The 20,368-nt window shown below is 62.1% G+C and carries 15 protein-coding genes; 9 read left to right on the forward strand and 6 right to left on the reverse strand.

The genetic code is table 11. From position 1 onward, the window contains the following. Window positions 1–326: 326 nt before the first annotated feature. The 4 genes from NEZ08_RS09995 (at window position 327) to NEZ08_RS10010 (ending at window position 5,440) form a co-directional block, all read left to right on the forward strand. On the forward strand, window positions 327–734 hold the full coding sequence (locus NEZ08_RS09995; RefSeq protein ID WP_298106456.1) for a hypothetical protein: 408 nt from the start codon (window positions 327–329) through the stop codon (window positions 732–734). 1,191 nt (window positions 735–1,925) lie between these two features. Beyond that, the gene (gene gcl, locus NEZ08_RS10000) at window positions 1,926–3,725 is read left to right on the forward strand and encodes a glyoxylate carboligase (protein WP_298106457.1); all 1,800 of its coding nucleotides are present in this window, start codon (window positions 1,926–1,928) and stop codon (window positions 3,723–3,725) included. A 137-nt stretch (window positions 3,726–3,862) separates the two neighbouring features. Further along, the gene (locus tag NEZ08_RS10005) at window positions 3,863–4,942 is read left to right on the forward strand and encodes a rhomboid family intramembrane serine protease (protein ID WP_298106458.1); all 1,080 of its coding nucleotides are present in this window, start codon (window positions 3,863–3,865) and stop codon (window positions 4,940–4,942) included. A gap of 108 nt (window positions 4,943–5,050) precedes the next feature. Continuing rightward, on the forward strand, window positions 5,051–5,440 hold the full coding sequence (locus NEZ08_RS10010) for a DUF1236 domain-containing protein (protein WP_298106459.1): 390 nt from the start codon (window positions 5,051–5,053) through the stop codon (window positions 5,438–5,440). A 67-nt stretch (window positions 5,441–5,507) separates the two neighbouring features. Here the strand turns inward: NEZ08_RS10010 and NEZ08_RS10015 are convergent, their stop codons facing one another. Next, window positions 5,508–6,119 (reverse strand): thiamine pyrophosphate-dependent enzyme, encoded by a 612-nt coding sequence (locus NEZ08_RS10015; RefSeq protein WP_298106460.1) that lies wholly within the window; start codon window positions 6,117–6,119, stop codon window positions 5,508–5,510. 8 nt (window positions 6,120–6,127) lie between these two features. Then, window positions 6,128–6,679: a thiamine pyrophosphate-binding protein gene (locus NEZ08_RS10020; RefSeq protein ID WP_298106461.1), complete on the reverse strand. Its 552-nt coding sequence runs from the start codon at window positions 6,677–6,679 to the stop codon at window positions 6,128–6,130. Window positions 6,680–6,879: 200 nt separating this feature from the next. On the opposite strand from NEZ08_RS10020, the gene NEZ08_RS10025 reads away from it, so the two are divergent. Together NEZ08_RS10025 and NEZ08_RS10030 are read left to right on the forward strand one after the other, a co-directional pair. Then, window positions 6,880–7,875, forward strand: a complete 996-nt coding sequence (locus NEZ08_RS10025) for a tripartite tricarboxylate transporter substrate binding protein (RefSeq protein ID WP_298106462.1) — start codon at window positions 6,880–6,882, stop codon at window positions 7,873–7,875. A gap of 19 nt (window positions 7,876–7,894) precedes the next feature. Beyond that, window positions 7,895–8,944 carry a hydroxyacid dehydrogenase gene (locus tag NEZ08_RS10030; protein WP_298106463.1) on the forward strand — a complete coding sequence of 350 codons (1,050 nt, stop codon included), beginning with the start codon at window positions 7,895–7,897 and terminating at the stop codon, window positions 8,942–8,944. Window positions 8,945–9,302: 358 nt separating this feature from the next. Here the strand turns inward: NEZ08_RS10030 and NEZ08_RS10035 are convergent, their stop codons facing one another. After that, a complete protein-coding gene (locus tag NEZ08_RS10035) occupies window positions 9,303–9,941 on the reverse strand; it encodes a GntR family transcriptional regulator (protein WP_298106464.1) in 639 nt (212 codons plus the stop codon). Between the two features lie 113 nt (window positions 9,942–10,054). On the opposite strand from NEZ08_RS10035, the gene bioB reads away from it, so the two are divergent. Continuing rightward, window positions 10,055–11,077, forward strand: a complete 1,023-nt coding sequence (gene bioB / locus NEZ08_RS10040; protein WP_298106465.1) for a biotin synthase BioB — start codon at window positions 10,055–10,057, stop codon at window positions 11,075–11,077. Between the two features lie 369 nt (window positions 11,078–11,446). After that, the gene (locus NEZ08_RS10045) at window positions 11,447–13,126 is read left to right on the forward strand and encodes a methyl-accepting chemotaxis protein (protein ID WP_298106466.1); all 1,680 of its coding nucleotides are present in this window, start codon (window positions 11,447–11,449) and stop codon (window positions 13,124–13,126) included. On the opposite strand, the gene NEZ08_RS10050 is transcribed toward NEZ08_RS10045, so the two are convergent. Together NEZ08_RS10050 and NEZ08_RS10055 are read right to left on the reverse strand one after the other, a co-directional pair. Continuing rightward, the gene (locus NEZ08_RS10050) at window positions 13,028–16,345 is read right to left on the reverse strand and encodes an efflux RND transporter permease subunit (RefSeq protein ID WP_298106467.1); all 3,318 of its coding nucleotides are present in this window, start codon (window positions 16,343–16,345) and stop codon (window positions 13,028–13,030) included. The genes NEZ08_RS10045 and NEZ08_RS10050 overlap by 99 nt on opposite strands. 29 nt (window positions 16,346–16,374) lie before the next feature. After that, the gene (locus NEZ08_RS10055) at window positions 16,375–17,520 is read right to left on the reverse strand and encodes an efflux RND transporter periplasmic adaptor subunit (RefSeq protein ID WP_298106468.1); all 1,146 of its coding nucleotides are present in this window, start codon (window positions 17,518–17,520) and stop codon (window positions 16,375–16,377) included. Window positions 17,521–17,755: 235 nt separating this feature from the next. On the opposite strand from NEZ08_RS10055, the gene NEZ08_RS10060 reads away from it, so the two are divergent. Then, window positions 17,756–18,427 (forward strand): TetR/AcrR family transcriptional regulator, encoded by a 672-nt coding sequence (locus tag NEZ08_RS10060; protein ID WP_298106469.1) that lies wholly within the window; start codon window positions 17,756–17,758, stop codon window positions 18,425–18,427. Between the two features lie 127 nt (window positions 18,428–18,554). Here NEZ08_RS10060 and NEZ08_RS10065 read toward each other — a convergent pair whose 3' ends face one another. Then, complete coding sequence (locus NEZ08_RS10065; RefSeq protein ID WP_298106470.1) at window positions 18,555–19,625, reverse strand: isocitrate/isopropylmalate dehydrogenase family protein; 1,071 nt, start codon at window positions 19,623–19,625, stop codon at window positions 18,555–18,557. Window positions 19,626–20,368 lie beyond the last annotated feature (743 nt).

A 20,368-nucleotide genomic window follows, 5' to 3' on the forward strand; every position in this document is an offset into this window, starting at 1 on the left:
GTGACGAGATCAACTTCGCTCAACGACCCGCCAACCCATCATCGCTGTGACGGCGGCCTCGCTTCTAAGCCGAAACATTGCCTTCCCGGGCCACGCTTTTCAAAAAAGTGAATGCGACCAGATTCCTGGCCGCGCGCATCGCGTCAAACCGAATGAGACGGACCTCTGTTGGTGAGCCGGTGAATAATCATCCGACGACTACGGCAGCAAGAGCGATAATCGTGCCGAGTACAGCAAATAGCGGACCTCCATGCTGGAGTTGATTGAGATCAATCGCGCCTCCGATCGCATATGCGACAGAAGAGTTTTGCAAAAGGATCAATACGATGACCAAATGGCTGATGTTTTGTACGTTTTGCGCTGCAAGTTGGATGACCTTGAGCCAGCCTGTGCTTGCGTTTGACCTTAATGGTCACTGGGCAACTGATGCATCTTTGTGTGACAAGATATTTGTGAAGGAAGGCAACGGGGGTTCGTTCGCGCCGAATTCCGATCAGTTTGGTGGCGGCTTTATTGTGGAGGGAAACAAAGTCCGTGGCCAAGCGTCGAGTTGCTCAATCAAGTTGCGGAAGGAAGACGGAACTTCGATCCATTTGATCGCCAGCTGCGCAACCGACATCATGGTGTCGAATGTTCAATTCAGCGCGAAAATCCTAGACGAGAATACGATTGTGCGGGTTTTCCCTGAAATGGGAGATGACATCTCTATGAGGTATTCGCGTTGCCCGAATTGATGAATGCATCAATCTGCAGTTCGCGCTTCGTCAGCAGCCAAAAAGATCCGGGCCTGCTTTCGTAACCGCCAGATACGTTTCGTGCATCGGGAGGCTGCATTCAGCGCGTGTGCGATCCAGCGCGAAACTGATCTGAGCTGTCACGGGCGGCGAGAAAAACGGCGCGTTGACTTCGTAGTGGCGGCCGCCCTCACGCAACTTCTTGATCCGGACGTATCCAGTCGAATGAGGTCGCGGGGTGGATTCAGTTGCGTGCGAAAAAGCCCGCTCAGCGAGGGGAGCGCTGAGCGGGCTCGGCTTACATTGAGGAGGGCGTTGGGGGCTCAATGTAATCCGGTCTCGATCACGACTAACGCGCGTTGTCCTCAGACTGCACGGAGGTTCGTCCTAGAGCAGATCGCAAAGCTGACTGCTCCTCCGATATCCGAGACTGGATATAGGAACGTTCGACATCCGTTAGGGGCGTCTCAAGCAGCCGACGGTAACGGAAGATGTTGTTTCGGTGGGCTTTGCTGAGCGCGTTTTGCGTGTCTGACATCACTTTCCTGCCTCCCTGACAGACTGGAAGTTAGGTCGCCGAGGCGGAATGCGCGCTTGATCTAGCTCAATTGGCCGAAGCCGAATCTCGCCCGTTTCTTAACTGCAATCAAATCCGACCGTATCGTGGTGTGGTTGCCTGCGGTCATCGCACCAGCAGGCAGGCCATATGCGGAGGGAAGCCAGCCGCCGACATCCTTTTGATGATTTCAGAGCCCGGGAAGCAGTGGCCACGACCCGCTTCTAAACATAAGGCTTGCAGAGCGGCATCATTCGCTATCGTGGCTGTTCACTTGGTCGTATTGGGCGCCACTGCCTGGCGAGCGATGGTGGTCGCCACCCAATCCGCTTGGAGGAAGTGCAAAAAATCAAACACAGCCTGACGATCTTCGGCGACAAACGTCAGGTTCCGAGTCATCAGCTGACATCCCGGCGAAGCGAGCGCCCGCTTTGCCTACAGCCGCGCCTGCGCCCTCAAGCCAGCCGGCGCACTTTGCCGGTGCCGTTTCCATTTTTCCTCGTTGCTAACAGCTTGACCACATACGCTTAAATCCGCCGCCTGCCGCTTGGCGGGAAATAAATTCGCCTCCGTTGAGATGATGTGCCGCTTCCCCCGATGATCCTCACAACGAAGATCACGGAATGGAGCGCGACATGGCGAAGATGCGGGCAGTGGATGCGGCGGTGAAGATTCTGGAAGAGGAAGGCGTCGTCTGTGCCTTCGGCGTTCCGGGCGCCGCAATCAATCCGCTGTACTCGGCCCTGAAGAAGAACGGCTCGATCCGCCACATCCTGGCCCGCCATGTCGAGGGCGCTTCGCACATGGCGGAGGGGTATACGCGGGCGAGGGCCGGCAATATCGGCGTCTGCATCGGCACGTCCGGCCCCGCCGGAACCGACATGATTACCGGGCTCTATTCGGCGATCGCCGATTCGATCCCGATCCTGTGCATCACCGGCCAGGCGCCGCGGGCGCGGCTCTACAAGGAAGACTTTCAGGCCGTCGATATCGAATCGATCGCCAAGCCCGTGACGAAATGGGCCGTGACCGTGCGCGAGCCTGCGCTCGTCCCGCGCGTCTTCAGCCAGGCATTTCACATCATGCGGTCGGGACGCCCGGGTCCGGTGCTGATCGATCTGCCGTTCGATGTGCAGGTCGCCGAAATCGAGTTCGATGCCGAAACCTATGAGCCATTGCCGATCTACAAGCCCGCGGCCAGCCGCAAGCAGGTCGAGAAGGCGCTTGAGATGCTCAATGCCGCCGATCGGCCGCTGATCGTCGCCGGTGGCGGCATCATCAACGCCGATGCCGGCGATCTTCTGGTGCAGTTCGCCGAAATCACCAACGTGCCCGTGGTGCCGACGCTAATGGCCTGGGGTGTCATTCCCGACGATCACGTGCTGATGGCCGGTCTGGTGGGTCTGCAGACCAGCCATCGTTACGGCAACGCGACGATGCTGCAATCCGATTTCGTGCTGGGTATCGGCAACCGCTGGGCCAACCGGCACACCGGCTCGATCGAAACCTACACCAAGGGGCGCACCTTCGTGCATGTCGATATCGAGCCGACGCAGATCGGGCGCATCTTCAATCCCGAGCTTGGCATCGTGTCCGACGCCAGGGCCGCGCTGGAGCTGTTCGTGAGCGTTGCGAAGGACTGGCGCAAGGCCGGCAAACTGAAGGAGCGTCAGGCGTGGCCGGCGGCGTGCCGGGACCGCAACCGCTCGATGCTGCGCAAGAGCCACTTCGACCATGTGCCGATCAAGCCTCAGCGGGTCTATGAGGAGATGACCAGGGCCTTCGGCCGCGACACTTGCTACATCAGCGTCATCGGACTGTCGCAAATCGCCGGCCCGCAATTTCTCAGCGTCTACCGGCCTCGCCACTGGATCAATGCCGGGCAGGCGGGGCCGCTGGGCTGGACGCTCCCGGCAGCGCTCGGCGTGCGCGCCGCCGATCCCACCCGCGAGATCGTCGCGCTCTCGGGCGATTACGACTTCCAGTTCCTGATCGAGGAACTCGCGGTCGGTGCGCAATTCAAGCTGCCGTATATCCACGTCGTCGTGAACAACTCCTACCTCGGCCTGATCCGGCAGTCACAGCGCGGGTTCGACATGGACTATCAGGTGCAACTGTCGTTCGAGAACGTCAATGCGCCGGAACTCGGCGCCTATGGCGTCGATCACGTGGCCGTCGCCGAAGGGCTCGGCTGCAAGGCAATCCGCGTCACCGATCCGAAGGATGCGCAGGCCGCCTTTGCGGAGGCGCGTGAGCTCATGAAGCAGCATCAGGTGCCGGTGGTCGTCGAATTCATCCTGGAGCGCGTGACAAACATCGCGATGGGCACCGAAATCGACCAGATCGTCGAGTTCGAGGAAGTGCTTGATCTGCCGCTGGACGACGAGCCCGCGAGCCTTGCGGCAGAACCTGCGGCCCAGCTGCTGCCGGTATGATCCGGTTGCTTCCAGCCAGAAAAGATTGCCGCTGACGGTGAATTTCGCCGCTGCGCGCGTGTATGCTAAAGACGATCCAAGGCTTAAATCGCAAGCTTAAGCCCAATCGTCTTGCAACGCGCGGCCGCGTATCCGTCATGAAGTTCAACCGTTCCGTCCGCGCGTTAGAGTTTCCCCACACCGCAACGGCATTGCTGCTGGCCGTCAATATCCTGGTCTATGCGCTTACCTTGCAGCGCTCGGGTCTGTCGGCTCCCAGCCCGGGAGCGCTGTTGCGTTTAGGCGCGATGTACAGCGGTGCGCTGGCGCGCCACGAATACTGGCGGCTGGTCGCCTATGCCTTTCTTCATGCCAGCATGGTGCATATCCTCATCAATATGGCGTGCCTTGTCTGGTGGGGAGGTCCGCTGGAGGGACGCGTCGGCGCCTCCTACTTCCTGCTGATTTATTTCGTCGCGGTGATCGCCGGCGCGCTCGCCGGCGTCTTCACCCATCCAGGTTTTTATTTCAGCGTCGGCGCCTCCGCCGGCATTTCCGGCATTCTCGGTGCGCTCTTGTGCCTGAAGCTCCTCAAGAGAATCGATCTGCCGGCGAGTTTCTTTGCGCTCACCATCGGACTCAATGTTGCGATCGCGCTTTTTGCGCCGGGGTTCGATTGGGGCACGTACCTCGGCGGCTTCTTCGCCGGCATGGCGGTCTGCACAGTGCTGGACGCCTTCGAAGTCGCTGGCCCAAAACTGCTGCGCTGCAAGTTTCCGGAGTTCGTCAAGTTCGACCTCGGTATCCTGTTTGTCGTCGTCGCATGGCTGACGGATTTCTCGCCAATGGCAATGCTTGTCTTGCTGGTGGTGTGGATCGTCGTTGCGAAAGCCGCGGACATCGCGCTGTCGCTGCCGCGCGGGCTTGCCTGGACGGTCGCAATCCTGGCGGCGGGCAATGCGCTGGTCGCGGGAGCAGTGGTGATGCTGACCTTGCCGGCGACAGCCGGCGCCATCGCATTGCCGTCCAACCTCGTTCCCTGGGCCGCCTCGGCGCTGAGACAGCTGATTGCGGCGGCCTCGTCATCGCCCGCCTTCGCTACGGCAATCGTCGTCGTGACGGTGTGCGGATCGAGTTTTCTTCTCTACTGGCCCGAGCTGACGCGCGGCCTCAAGGACAGAGGCGGCTTCGCTGCGGCGGGCTTTCGCGCCGAACGCAGGCGCAGGCGAGGCCTGTAGGCCTCTGCAATCTTTGTTCCCTCGTTAGCCAACGGAACCGGCGATAATCGCCCGGAACAAACTCCTTCGGCTGGTGGTTAGCGCTGCCGTGAAGAGGAGGAGAATGCGATGGAAAGCAGACTGGCTGTTTCACTGATGGCGGTGTCGCTGCTGGCGTCGGGCAGCGCGTTCGCCCAGTCAACCACGGCCGCGGGTGCCGTCAACGGCGCGCGAACGGGCGGTGCCGTGGCAGGTCCGGTGGGTGAGATCGTTGGCGGCACGGTCGGCGCCGCGCTTGGCGCTGCCGTCGAAATCCCGAATGCGGTGATCACTTCGGTGGAGGGCGTCCGCGCCCCGTCGGTGGTGGTTGAGGAGCCCGTGGTGATAGGCGAGCCGCTGCCGCCCACTGTCGAGGTGCGGCCTGTCCCCGGTTATGTCGACTACCGCTATGCGGTGGTGAATAACCGGCGGGTGATCGTCGAGCCGCGCACACGCCGGGTGATCCGCATTATTCAATAAACCCGCGCGGCGATCTTGCTGATCCAGGGGCGGCCGGAATGTTTCCGGCCGTCCATTTTTGTGCCCGTCACAGTGCCTCGCGGACGCCGAGACCGAGCATGAAGCGCTCACGGATCTGCACCGGATCGCGGCGGGTCGTTCCCGTTCCGGGCTTGTCGTCAATCCGCACGCCGATCAGCATTGGCTCGGACGCGGTCAGCGACTGATCGACCAGACGCTCGAAATCCTCTTCGTCGGCCGCCCAGCTGCTGTTCGTCAGCCCGCAACCGACCGCAACCGCCATAAGATCGGTTGAGGCGGCGGCCGGGGTCGGCTGCGCGCCGGTGATCTGGTAAATGCCGTTGTCCATCACGACCATGGTAAGGTTTTTCGGCCTCAGCGTCGCGATCGTCGACAGGCAACCAAGCTGCATCAGCAGAGAGCCGTCGCCTTCGAGGGCGAAGACGCGCCGGTCCGGCTGCGCCAGCGCGACGCCGAGCGCGATCGGAAACGCAAGCCCCATGCTCCCGAGCATGTAGAAGTTCTGGGGGCGGTGACCGGCAGCCCAAAGATCGAAATTGGTATTTCCGATGCCGCCGACAATCGCCTCCTGGTTTTTCAGCTTGGCGACCAGCCGCGAAGTGAGATCGAACCGGTTCATCACCTTGGTGTTGCGGGCCGGGGTTTGCGTAGGGCTCATTTGCTCGCTCACTTCTCGAATACCTTGCCGCCGGTGAGTAGCGGCGACAGGATGAGTGCAACCGGCGCCTGGGTGGCGATCGCCTGCTTGATCGAGCGGTCGACGATGAATTCGAATTCGTCGATCCGCGTTGCGGTGTGATGCTCCATCGCCAGCGAATCGAGTACCGGCCGCATGGTGCGGCAAACCAGCGACTGCCCGAAATTGAACTCTCCGAGCGTTCCGCGCTCGGAGACGAACATGATCAGCGGAATCTGGTACGGCAGCGCGAGCGAGGCCAGCACATTTGCAAGCGTCGCAAAGCCGGACGTCTGCATCAGCACGGCGCCGCGCATCCCGCCCATCCAGGCTCCGGAAACGATGCCGACGGCCTCTTCTTCGCGGGCGGTCGGAAACGTCGTGAAAAACGGATCGGCGTGGAGTTCCTTGATCAGCCGCGTCAGCACGCGGTCCGGCACATAGGGTACGAGGCGGACGTCGTTTCGCTTGAGCGTCTGCAAGACGATCTCGTACCACGCTTTCTGGCCGAGCCCCATCGGCGACGTTTGTCCGTCCGCCATCTGATTTTCCTCCGCTCTCAAGGCGAAAGTTACGCGACGCGTCCTTGGCCTCACCCTTAGTGGCGCGAACTTGACGCGAATGGCAGGATTGTCAACATGCCCTGAGCGCCGTGCGGCCTGCACAGGGCGATGAGGCGGTTTCCGCGCAGGCATGCCATAAGGCGAAGAAACAAAGGCAAGCAAGATCGGGAGGCGAGTTCTTGGACAGCTCGTTCTGGAGCAAGTTGTTCTTGAGCCGATGGTCGCGCCGTGCGGTGTGCGTGGCAGCCATTTTTGCCTCCGGTGTGACGTCGGCGCAGACTCCCTTTCCATCCAAAGCCGTTCATATCTTGGTCCCGTATGCGGCCGGCGGTGGCGTCGACATTCTCGCGCGTACCCTGGGCGACGCGGTTTCGCGCGAATGGGGACAATCGGTGATTGTGGAAAACCGGCCGGGAGCAGGTGGCGTCATTGCATCGCAGGTGCTCGTGACCTCGCCACCCGACGGTTACACGCTGATCGTCGTCGCGAGCGGACACGCCACCAATCCGTTCCTGTATCCGAACATTCCGTATGACACCTTCAGGGATTTTACGCCGATTTCACTGCTGGCAACGTCCCCCAATATTCTCTTGGTGCGCGCGGACTCGCCCTTCAAGTCGCTTGCGGACGTCTTGTCGCAAGCGCGGGCGAAGCCGGGAAGCCTGTCCTTCGGCCATGCCGGTACCGGTACGTCGACACATCTGGCCGGCGAATTGCTCAAGAGCATGGCGAAAATCGACATCAAGCCCATTTCGTACAAAGGCGGGGCGCCCGCAATCAACGATCTCCTCGGCGGTCAAATCCCGATGTCTTTCAACAATGCGCCGGAAGCGCTGGGCCAGTTGAAGGCAGGCACGCTGCGCGCATTGGCCGTGACGACGGCTCAGCGGTCGCCGCTATTGCCTGACGTGCCGGCGATCTCGGAGACGCTGCCTGGTTATGCCACCGAAGTCTGGTGGGCCGTGCTTGGGCCGCGCGGAATGCCGTCCGACCTCGTCGCGAAACTTTCCAGGGATTTCGTCGCCGCCTTGAACACCGATGCCGTCAAGCAGCGACTTGCGAAGTTCGGTGACTCGCCGGTCGGCAGCACTCCGCAGCAACTCGATGCCAAGATCCACGCGGATTACGACAAGTGGGGACCGATTATCAAAGCAGCCGGCATCTCGGCCGACTGATCGAAGCGAAAGAAGAAAGATGTCCGTCAACAACAAGCGCGTGTTCTACGTCAAATACCTCGCCAACCAGCTCTATGCCGATATCCTGAAGGCCCGTCCCGACGTCCGCCTCGACCGGCTCGAGAATGAAAGCCCGGAGGAGGTTGCTGCACCGGTTCTATCCGCCGCGCACGCCTATCAGATCGGGGCCGCGCGCGATGAACTGGCGAGGCATTTTCACGTCGACGCCGATCTGCTTCGCCGCGCCCCCAATCTCCTGATCGTCTCCTCGAACGGCGCCGGCTACGATCCGGTCGATGTTGATGCCTGCACGGCGGCGGGCGTGATCGTCGTCAACCAGTCCGGCGGCAATGCGCATTCGGTCGCCGAACATGCGCTCGCGATGCTGATCACGCTTTCGAAGCGCATCATTCAGGCCGATCGCGTGATCAGGCGCGAAGCTAACGTCAACCGCAACGCGTTGATGGGCAACGAAGTGCAAGGCAAGACCATCGGCATCGTCGGTCTCGGCAATGTCGGCCGCCGCATTGCCGCGCTCTGCAAGGGCCTGCTTTCCATGAATGTGCTGGCCTACGACCCTTATCTCTCTGCAACCGAAATGGCGGAGCGCGGTGGCGAGAAGGTCGCACTCGATGATCTGCTGCGACGCTCGGATTTCGTTTCGATTTCGTGCCCGCTGACCAAGGACAACCGCGGCATGATCGGGGCGCGCGAATTTGCACTGATGCAGCCGCACGCCTATTTCATCACCACGGCACGTGGCTTTATTCATGACGAGGTCGCGCTGGAGCAGGCGCTGCGCGACAAGCGCATTGCAGGGGCAGGCCTCGACGTCTGGGCCAAGGAGCCGCCGCCGCCGGACCATCCGCTTTTGCAGTTCGACAATGTGATCGCGAGCCCGCACACGGCGGGCGTCACGAAAGAGGCGCGCGAGAACATGGCGAGAATCGCCGCCGAACAGATGCTCGATGCGCTTGACGGCAAGCGGCCGCCGCGCCTGGTCAATCCCGAGGTTTGGCCGGCCTATGCCAGGCGCTTCGAGCGCACCTTTGGTTTCACGCCGGGATAAGCGGTCAGCCAGCCCCGTAGAAGATTTTGTTCTTCACCGGGCGGCACCGGACAATGAATCTGCTGGCCGGGCGGGGCTGGACGCGCGTCCCATTGCTATTTTTGTCGGAGTCTCGACACCGCTTGCCGCGAAACCCATACCTGTACGTCAGGACTTTCGAGTTTCAGGTCAAGGACTTGGACGAGAGTCTTCGGAAACAAGTCATGGGCCGCCTGAATTCATTTTTCCGCTCGACCCGCTGTCGTCTCGGACGCCGCTTGGCGCAGTTCGTTGCGATTGCGGCAGAGAGCCTGCCGCTGGCCGGCGCCTGAGCCGGACTCTGCGGCATATGCTTCGCCGCAGGCCGATCATCTCTCTTCTAAGCCGCAGGAACCGTCAGCCGCTCGATGGTCTGGATGTGGCGGGCGAGCAGAGAACTCGCCTGCTCGAGATTTCGGGCGCGCAACGCGCCGAGAATGAGCCGATGATCCTGATTAGACCGCGGTCGCCAACCAGAGCTGCGTGCCGTCGCAAACACCAGGCGTGAATTCGCACGCTGCAGTCCGTCGAGGCTGGCGAGCAAGCGCGGCATACCGCACGGTGTCACCAGCGCCTGGTGGAAGGCGCGGTTTGCGGTCTCGAATTCCTGCAATGTTTCGGCGTTTTCGCCCTCGATCAGCGCCAGTTCGATCTTGGCGAGGTGAGCTTGCGTCAGCTTGGGTGCGGCGTGGCGCAGCGCCACCACTTCGAGCGCGGCGCGCATCTCGGAGATCTCGCGGATGGAAGCGGCGTCGAGCGGGGCGACCCGAACGCCGCGGCGGGGAAGGGCAGTGACGAGATGCTGCGCTTCGAGCTGCCGAAAGGCCTCGCGAACCGGGACATGGCTCGAATTGAATTCGCGCGCGATGTGATCCTGCCGTAGCGGCGCATCCGGCTTGAGGGTCCCGGCGATAATGCGTTCGGCAATCGCCTTGGTAATCCGCGCCGCGATGGTGGCGCTCTCATTGCTCTCGTTCATAGATTATCTATTACAAATTTGGATGCAGGGTCAGCTGGCCTCGGCTAACGTAGAGCCATCCACATGATTATAGATAAAGAACGCGTTTATCTATAAATAAAAAAGGTGTCTGCATGGCCGACGGATTGGTTGGACCGCGAGATAACGGCCGGGTTCGGGACAGCCACGGTATCGACGCGATCCGATACGACTGGACCCGTACGGAGGCACAGACCCTTTACGATCTGCCCTTCGCCGACCTGATGTTTCGCGCCCAGAGTGCCCATCGCGCCAACTTCGATCCCAATCACGTCGAGACCGCGAGCCTGCTGAGCATCAAGACCGGCGGCTGCCCGGAGGACTGCGGCTACTGCTCGCAGAGCGCGCACTACGACACCGGGCTGAAGGCGACCAAGCTGATGGCGCAAGCCGATGTGGTCGCAACCGCGCGGCGCGCGCGCGACGCCGGCGCGGCCCGCTTCTGCATGGCGGCGGCGTGGCGCAATCCGAAGGAGCGCGATCTGGATGAGGTCTGCGGCATGGTCAGTGCCGTGAAGGAGCTCGGCATGGAAACCTGCGTGACGCTGGGCATGCTCACCGGCCCGCAGGCCGCGCGCCTGCGCGAGGCCGGGCTCGATTTCTACAACCATAACGTCGACACCTCCCCGGAATTTTACGACCACATCATCACCACCCGCACCTTGCAGGATCGCATCGACACGCTGGCCCGTGTTCGCGAGGCCGGCATCAAGGTTTGCTGCGGCGGCATCATCGGCATGGGCGAGGCGGTCGACGATCGGCTCGGCATGCTGGTGTTGCTCGCCAATCTGCCGGATCACCCCGAGAGCGTGCCGATCAATCTTTGGAACGAGGTGAAGGGCGTGCCGGTCAACGACACCGCCGAACGCCCCGATCCGATCTCGTTGGCGCGGCTGGTTGCGGTCGCCCGCATCATGATGCCCCAGAGCGTGGTGCGGCTTTCGGCCGGGCGGCAATACATGACCGACGAATTGCAGGCGCTGTGTTTCCTGGCCGGTGCCAATTCGATCTTCATCGGCGATGTCCTCCTGACCACGAAGAACCCGCAGGCCGCCCGCGACGCCAACCTGCTGGACCGGCTCGGCATGACCTCGCGCCTCAACCGGGCGCCGGCGTGAGGCAAGATCTCCGATTCCGAAGTTCGCAAGCTATCCGCGGCACCTCTGCCGCCCGGCAACACGATTTATGTGAGGCTGCCTTATTGCGTCGCGCAGCCGAATCTCGATGAGATTTATGTGGCGATCACCGAATCCTCGCAAAAGGCGTTCTCGATCGGTCGCGATCGAACAAGCGCATTGCAGGCCCAAATCGCACGCCCAAAATGTGGCGCCGCTTCAAGCGCAAAGCCATATCGCCCTCCGGCTTGTGCCGGGCGTTTAGGGATTTTTACCCTTACTTAGGTCTATCTCGTTAACGTGAACTTGGTCGTTGATCTGCGCCGCTTTGGTCAGTCGCGCGCAGGGCGCTTTCCGGAAACCAGGTGTTCAATGCTCGGCAACTTACGCATTTCCTACAAGCTCTTGATGATGATCGGTCTTTCCGTGCTGAGCATCGCGGCGATGGCCGGCCTTGGGCTGTCGGCGCTGTGGGACAATATGATGGAAGACCGCCGGGCCAAGCTCCAGGACATCGTCACGATCGCCCGCGAGACGCTCGACTATGATTATCAGCTTTCCCGCAAGGCCGGGCTGTCCGAGGCCGAGACGATGGAGCGGGCCAAGGCGTTGCTGCGCAGCATGCGCTTCGGGAAGGGTGATTATGTCTACGCCATCGATCGCCAGGGCGTTGCGGCGTCGAACCCGAACCCTCAGGTCGAGGGCAAGAACCTGATGGGCGCCACCGACCCGGACGGCGTGCCGTTCGTACGGCGTCAGCTTGAACGCGCATCCAGCAGTGGATCGTTCCTGACGTTCCGCTTCCCGCGGGCGGCGGGTGGCGATCCGATACCGAAACTTACCTATTCCGTCGAATTCAAACCGTTCGATTGGATCATCGGCTCCGGCATCTACCTCGATGACGTGGATGCCATCTTCTGGCAGCAAGCCCGCAACAGGTCGATCATGGTTGTCCTGGCGCTGCTGGTAATCGGCGGTCTGTTCTTCCTGCTCGGCCGCAGCGTCGTGAATCCGATCACTGCCATGACGATGGCGATGCGCAAGATTGCGGAAGGCGATACGGCGACTTCCATTCCGGCGCTCGACCGCGGCGACGAGGTCGGCGCGATGGCGCAGTCCGTGAAGGTGTTCCGCGACAACATGGTCGAGGCAGGCCGGCTTCGCGGCGAGCAGGACGTATTAAAGTCGCAGGCCGATTCCGAACGCAAGGTCTTGCTGGCCCGTACGGCTGACGAATTCGAGCGCGGCGTTCGTGCGTCGCTGGACAGCCTATCGGGCGCCGCCTCGGACATGCAGGCAACTTCGCGAAGCATGTCCTCAACCGCGATCGAGGCGAGCCGGCAGGCCACGTCCGTCGCTGCGGTCGCTGAGCAGGCCTCGGTCAACGTGCAGACTGTTGCCGCCGCCACTGAGGAATTGTCGTCTTCGGTGTCCGAAATCGGCCGCCAGGTCACTCAGTCGACGGAAATCGCGGGTCAGGCGGTCGCCGAAGCCAACCGCACCAATGTCACGGTGCAGGGCCTGTCAGCGGCGGCACAGAAGATCGGCGACGTCGTCAAGCTGATCAGCGATATCGCAAGCCAGACCAACCTTCTCGCGCTCAATGCCACGATCGAGGCGGCGCGGGCCGGCGAAGCGGGCAGGGGCTTTGCCGTTGTCGCCAACGAGGTCAAGTCGCTGGCGAGCCAGACGGCGAAGGCGACCGATGAAATCTCGGCCCAGGTTGGCGCCATGCAGGATGCGACCACAGAAGCGGTGCAGGCGATCGAGGGCATCGGCCGCACCATCGGAGCAATCAACGAGATTACGTCCGCCATCTCGATCGCGGTCGAGCAGCAGGGAACGGCGACCCAGGAAATCGCCCGCAACGTCCAGGAGGCCGCACTCGGAACTGGACAGGTCTCGAGCAATATCGCGGCCGTCAACCAAGCGGCCGAAAAGACCGGCAATGCATCAAACGGTGTGCTTGCCTCGGCCGAGCAGTTGAGCAGTCAGGCGGCGAAGCTGCGCGCCGACGTCGACCGCTTCCTTGCCAATATCCGCGCCGCGTAGTCGGCGGCCCGCTTTCAGGTCCAGGTCACGCGGCGTGCGCGCGCTCGCATGGTCATGACCCGGAGCGGCGCCACTTCTCGCCGCGCCGGGCTTCGTGCCCTTGCGGCCAATCCTGCGGACGATCGTGTAGAAGGCGGGGGTGAATAGCAGGCCGAAGGCGGTGACGCCGAGCATGCCGGAAAACACGGCTGTTCCCAGCGACTGTCGCATTTCCGAGCCTGCGCCGCTCGCAACCACCAGCGGCGCGACACCGAAGATGAAGGCCAGGGACGTCATCAGAATCGGACGAAGCCGGGTGCGCGCAGCGGTGACGGCGGCTTCAGCGGGAGTGGCTCCGCTTTCTTCAGTTTGCCGCGCAAACTCCACGATCAGGATGGCGTTTTTGGCGGCCAGGCCGACCAGCACGACGAAGCCGATCTGCGCCAGCACGTCGATCGGCATGCCTCGCATCAACAGCCCGGTCACCGAAGCGAGCAGGCACATTGGCACGATCATCACCACTGCCAACGGCAAGTTCCAGCTCTCGTACTGCGCCGCGAGCACCAGGAACACGAACAACGCTGCGGCCCCGAACACGAGGAGCGACGAGGTCCCAGGCAGTTGCTGCTGGAATGCAAGCTCCGTCCACTCAAACCCGATGCCGGGTGGCAGCACTTGGTGCGCGAGTTCCTCCATCCGTTGCAGTGCGCTGCCCGTCGCAACGCCCGGCGCCGCGACGCCCATGACTTCGGCGGCGGGAAACAGATCGTAGCGAGGTACCCGGTAGGGCATGCTCTCGGCTTTCAGCCGCGCGACGGTGCCGATCGGTACCATCTCGCCGGATACATTGCGCACTTTCAGCCGTGCGATATCCTGCGGATCCTGGCGGAAGCTCGCGCCTGCCTGCGCGATCACTTGATAAGTGCGGCCAAGATAGTTGAAGTCATTGACATATTGCGAGCCGAGATAGAGCTGGAGCGTTGAGAACACGTCAGTCGGCGTCAGGCCGACCTTCTCGGCCTTCTCCCGATCAATGTCGGCATAGATCGATGGCGAATGAGTGCCGAACAGCGTGAAGACCCCGGCGAAGCTCGGGTCCTTGTTGGCCGCGGCGACCAGCGCCTGCGCAGCCCTCGCGAGTGCGTCCGATCCGAGGCCGGCGCGGTCCTGCAACATCATCTTGAAACCGCCGGCATTGCCGATGCCCTGCACCGGCGGCGGCGGGATCGTCAGGACGTGGGCTTCCTGGATGACCGACAGGCGTTTGCGCAACTCGGCCAGGACGCTGGCCGCGTTCACACCCTTGACTTCGTGATTATAGAGCGACGGCAGGCCGGAGAATATCGTGCCGGCATTTGAGGCGATCGTGAAGGTCGTCGCGTCGAGTCCGGCAAACGGCGCCACATGCTCCACACCTGGCGTCGACATGATGATGTCGATCGCCTTCTTGACCACCGCCTCGGTGCGATCGAGCGTTGCGCCGGGCGGCAACTGGACGACCGTGATAAGGTAACCCTGATCCTGCTCGGGGATAAAGCCGGTAGGGGCGCGGGCAAACTGGAATCCGGCGATGCCGATCAAGGCAAGATAGACCGCGAGCATGACGCCGGCGACCTGCAAGAGCCGCCGAGTCAGTCGGCCGTAGGCAGTCGAAAGCCAGTTGAAACCGAAGTTAAAGCGGTCGAATGCGCTCTGCACGAGACGCGCGATCAATGTACGGCGCGTAGCGTGGCCCGGCTCATGGGCCTTGAACAGAACCCCACAGAGCGCGGGGCTCAGCGTCAGCGAGACGAAGCAGGAAATCAAGGTCGAGGCAGCGATGGTGACGGCGAATTGCCGGAAAAACTGCCCGGTAATGCCGGACAGAAAGGCCGACGGCACGAACACCGCGCACAATGTCAGCGCGATCGAGATCAGCGCGCCGCCGACCTCGTTCATGGTGACGTGGGCGGCTTGTTTCGGGCTCATGCCGCGCTCGAGATTGCGTTCGACGTTCTCCACCACCACGATGGCGTCGTCGACCACGATGCCGACCGCCAGCACCAGGCCGAACAGCGACAGGTTGTTCAGCGAAATGCCGAGTGCGTAGAGGAAACTGAAGGTGCCGATCAGCGAGACCGGGATTGCAATCACCGGAATGATGGCAGCCCGCCAGCTCTGGAGAAACAGGAAGACGACGCCGACGACGAGCAGGATCGCGACGAAAATGGTCTTGATTACCTCGTCGATCGATTTGCTGACGAAGATGGTCGGATCGTAGATGATCTTGTATTCGAGCCCCGGCGGGAAGTCCTTGCCGAGCTTCTCCATCGCGGCGATCACTTCGCGATCGACGGCGAGCGAATTGGCCCCGGGCTGAGCGAAGATCAGGAGCGGCAGACCTGGCTGCCGGTCCATATAGGCGCTCGAACCGTAGTCAGAGGCGCCGATCTCGACGCGGCCAACGTCGCGCAGCCGCGTCACGCGGCCCGCGCTGTCGGCCTTCAGAACGATTGCGGCGAACTCTTCGGGCGTCGAAAGCCTGCCGAGCGTCTGAACGTTGAGCTGATAAGCCTGCTTTGATGCAATTGGCGGCTGGTTCAGGATGCCCGCCGAGACTTGGATGTTCTGGGCGCGTAGCGCGGCCAGGACTTCGCCGGCGTTCAAGTTATGCGCCGCGACCTTGTCCGGATCGAGCCAAATGCGCATGGCATATTCACGCCCGCCCTGCATCGTGATGTCGCCGACCCCCGGTAGCCGTGCCAGCACGTCCTTCACATGTAATGTGGCGTAGTTCGAGATGTAGAGCAGGTCGCGGGACGAATCCGGCGAATAGAGATGGACGGCGAGCAGAATGTTCGGGGTCGCCTTTCTGACCTGCACGCCCAGCCGTTGCACGTCCTCCGGCAGGCGCGGCAAGGCGTCCTGCACGCGATTCTGAGTCAGCATCTGCGCAACGTTGAGGTCGGTGCCGATCCGGAATGTCACCGTGATCGTGAGCTTGCCGTCGCCGGTCGACTGGCTGTTCATGTAGATCATATTCTCGACGCCGTTGATCTCCTGCTCAAGCGGCGTGGCAACTGTCCGCGACACGACGTCCGCAGACGCTCCGGGATAGCTCGTGGTGATCTGGACCGTGGGCGGCACGATCTCCGGATATTGCGCAATGGGCAGAATCGCGAGCGCTCCTAACCCGATCAGCGTCACGAAGACGCTCAGCACGGTGGCGAAAATCGGCCTGTCGATGAAGCTATGGGTCATGGAAAGCTCCTGCCTCGATCCAATGTGCGTCAGCCCTGCTCGTCGGCCGCCGCGTCGTAGTGGATGGTGCCGTGCTGCGGCGCGACCTTTCTGCCGGGAACGGCGCGCACGAGGCCGTCAATGACGACCCGGTCCATCGGCCCCAGCCCGGACCGGATCACGCGCAATCCGCCGCGAAGATCGCCGGTTGTCACGATCTTGGGCTTCACCGTCGCATCGGGCCCGACCGTCATTACCAAATGCTGTGACTGGTCGAGCACGACGGCGGAGTCCGGAAGCAGATAGGCCGACGTGGGCGACGCGATCGCGACGCGAAGCCGGGCGAATTGGCCGGGCGCCAGGAACAGGTCGGGATTCGGCACAGTCGCCCGCGCGTGAATAGTGCCGCTCGACCGGTCGAGCGCATTGTCGATGAAGTCGAGCGTCCCGTCGCGCGTGAAGTTGTTTTCGTCGCTGAGGCCGATCATCACCTTGTTGGCGAGCGGACCGCCGACGCGCGCGCGCTCCCGCGAGAAGGTCAAAAAGTCGGATTCGCTCATGTCGAAGTCGAGATAGAGCGGATCGAGCGAGACCAGTGTCGCCAACAGGGTGGTCGGGCTCGTCGCGGCGCGGCTGCCGGCAACGAGGCTTCCGACTGAAACCTGGCGTGCGCCGATGCGCCCGGTGAAGGGCGCGCGCACATGGCAATATTCGAGGTCGAGCTCGGCATCGCGGATGCGAGCCTTGGCGTCTTCGACCGCGGCGCTTGAGGAATCCTGGTCCGAGGTGCGCTGGTCGACCGTTTCCTGGGTCGCGAATTCGTTGCGCCGGAGCGACTGCGCGCGCGAAAGCTGGGCGTTCGCAAGTTCGACCCGGGCCGTCGCCGTCTGCAACGCCGCCTTGGCTTGTTCGAGCTTGATCTCGTAGGGTCGCGGGTCGATCACGAACAGCAGGTCGCCTTTATGGACGATCTGGCCGTCCCTGAAATGGATCTCGGTCAGCGTCCCGCCGACCTGGGCGCGCAGTTCGACCCTGTCGATCGCCGAAAATTGTCCGAGGAAACTGGCCCTGCTATCGATCTTGCGCTGCAATGGCTGGCTGACCGTCACCTGCGGCGCGGGTGTTGGGACCGCGGCCGCCTGATTGCCTCGATGGGCTGCAAGGCCGAAATAGACGAGCAGGGCGGCGACGGCCATCGCTGCGCCGATTGCAGGCGTTCGCCAGGTCCGCCGGCGCCGCGGCATTGGCCTGTCAGCCGGTTCGCGTTCAATGTTCGAGCGATCGCTGATCTGATCCATGAGGCTGCCCAGTCGTTCCTGTTGATCTTCTTGTTGAATTTGGCGGCGGCGGGGTTGATATTTGGAGGATTCGCTCCAATATAGAGCTCGGGATATAGAGCCAGGGAGGCGCTGTTCAAGGATTTTTGGAGCGATGACACCAAAAATAAATCAAGGGACGAAACTGGAAGAGGGCAGGCGCGGCAGGGGCCGGCCCGCGGTATTTGATCGCGGCACGGCGCTGAACGCGGCGATGAAGCTGTTCTGGGAACGCGGCTACGAAGGGACGTCGTTCGACGACCTGATTGCCGCGATGGGAATCAGCGCGTCGAGTTTCTACAACTCGTTCGGAAGCAAGGAAGCTCTCTACGGCGAGGCCACGCGCTCGTATCTGGAATGGGCCGGCCAATGGTTCTTTGCCATTCTCAATGACCCCTCGATCGATACGAAAACGGCCTTCGCACGACTGTTTGAGGCGACGGCAGAAGAATTCACGCGCGGTGACCATCCGCTGGGATGCATGATCTCGCTCGCCGGGACACATTGTTCGCCGGGAATGAAGAACGTTCGCGACAAGATGGCCGAGTATCGCGCATTTTCCGAAAGCGCGATGGCGGAACGCATGCGCAAGGGCGTCGCCAACGGCGATCTGTCGGAAGATACTGATTGCGACATGCTGGCCGCCTATTACAGCGCGGTGGCGCGGGGGCTTGCGGTGCAGGCGCGCGACGGAGCCTCGCGCGAGAAGCTCTCTGAAATCGGCCGGTTGGCGATGCGTGCCTGGCCGGCGGCAAAGCCCGAAAAGCGGGCAGGGCCTGCGAGCTGATGGTCCGACCTTCCGCTCATTGAGGCGGCGCGAACAGAGGTCCACGAGACGGAACTGCGAATTTCTGCCGCAGCTGCCTTGCCGTATCGCTGGCGCGAGGTGCTCGGGCCGCGATCATTCTCGCCGATCAGCTCCGCGCCACGCGCCGCGCCACATGTTCCCCGAATGCATCCGTACCCAGGGGGCCACCGAGATCGGGCGTGCGGGTCTTGGGATCGGCCAACACGGCATCGACCGCGCGGTCGATCGCGGCCCCGGCTGCTTCGAACGCGGGAAGCCCGCGCTGCTCGCCGAGCCAGCTCAGCATCATGCCGGCAGACAGGATCAGCGAGGTCGGATTGGCCTTGTTCTGCCCCTGGATGTCGGGCGCCGAGCCGTGCTGGGCCTGGGCACACACGCGGCCTGTTTCGGCATTGGCATTGATCGAACCTGCGAGGCCAAGGCCTCCTGAGAGTTCGCTCGCCAGATCCGAAAGAATGTCGGCATGGAAATTGGTTGCGACGACCACGTCGAACCGTGAGGGGTGACGGACAAGGTGCGCAGTCATTGCATCGACAATCACCTCGTCAACGCTGACTTCCGGGAAATCTGCAGCGACCTTGTGCACCTTCTCGAGGAAGAACCCGTCCGAGAGGATGAAATTGTTTGCCTTGTGGATGGCCGTAACCTTCTTGCGGCGCTTCATGGCAAGCACAAAGGCGGCACGTGCGATGCGCTCGCACGCATGCGCAGTCAGCTTGCGCATCGAGATGACGACGTCAGGCGTCGGCATGAATTCGCCGGATCCCTTGAACATGTTGCGGTCCGGGTAGAAGCCTTCGGTCGCCTCCCGCATGATGACGAGATCCATCTCCTTGCCACTCGCGTTCAGGAACGGGCGCGAGCGGGCCGGCCGGACATTGGCATAGAGATCGAGCTTGACGCGGAACTGGGCGGATGGGTTTGGGCCGCCTTTGTCGCGCGGCGGATAATCCATGTGCGACACCGGTCCGAGAATGATGCCGTCGAAGCTCCGGGCCCGTTCGAGGGTTTCGTCACGTAAGGTCGTGCCGTATTTCTCCAGGCTGACAAAGCCGATTTCTTCATAGTCGTAGGACAGACCGAGTTCGAATGCCCGGTCGGCCGCCTGGAGAACCGTGACGGTGGCTTGACAAATTTCCGGCCCGATACCGTCGCCCGGCAGAACGAACATCCGCATCTCTTGCCTCCTCGTGTGGAGCGCCGTCGGGCGCCCGCCGATCTGATCGTTTACCGGCATCACCACGTCATTTTGTTGGAGGGGTAACGATCTGACACCCCGTGAAACCGGCCGCGCCAACTTTCTGGTTGCGCCGGTCGCTGCCGAAGCGGGCTCGACGTGCCTCCGCCGTGTTGTCGGCTAGTTGCATCTTTCTCCTTTAAAAGGCAACCGCGACAACGACCGTGGTACCCGGCGGAGAGTACTAATCAGCCATGTTTGATTCCCGGACAGATGAGCAGGTCGTCTGATGAGCGAGATCTCTGTCACATGCGAATGTCAGCTGCGCTCAAGTCGGGTGCTTTTCCTCCCAAGGCTAGGCGGCAGCCAGAAATTCTCGATGTCGCCGTGGTCGGTTGAAAGGCGGCATCTCGCTGCCTGGGAGTTGGCCCGGCGTTTCATCCCTTGATCCGGATCGCTGTCGCCGTTGGGGTCGACTTGATCGCATCACGGCCTTGGGGAGATTGTCAGGTGCCCAATACCGCAGGCCTGCGCGCTACCGGTGGATCGTCAGAGCGATCCATGGTGGAGTGCGGCAATCCCGAACCGTCTCTTAGTCGAATCCGTCCTTCTCAATACTGCCGTCGCGGAACACTCGGTAATTCTGGCCGCGCCACTCGACCGCTGCACCGAAAAAGCTGCACACGAAAACTGCAAATGAAATCATGTCGTGGAGTGCCAGAAGCCAAAGAGCGTGAGACTGT

Source organism: Bradyrhizobium sp. (genome assembly GCF_027451485.1).
Lineage (GTDB): Bacteria > Pseudomonadota > Alphaproteobacteria > Rhizobiales > Xanthobacteraceae > Bradyrhizobium.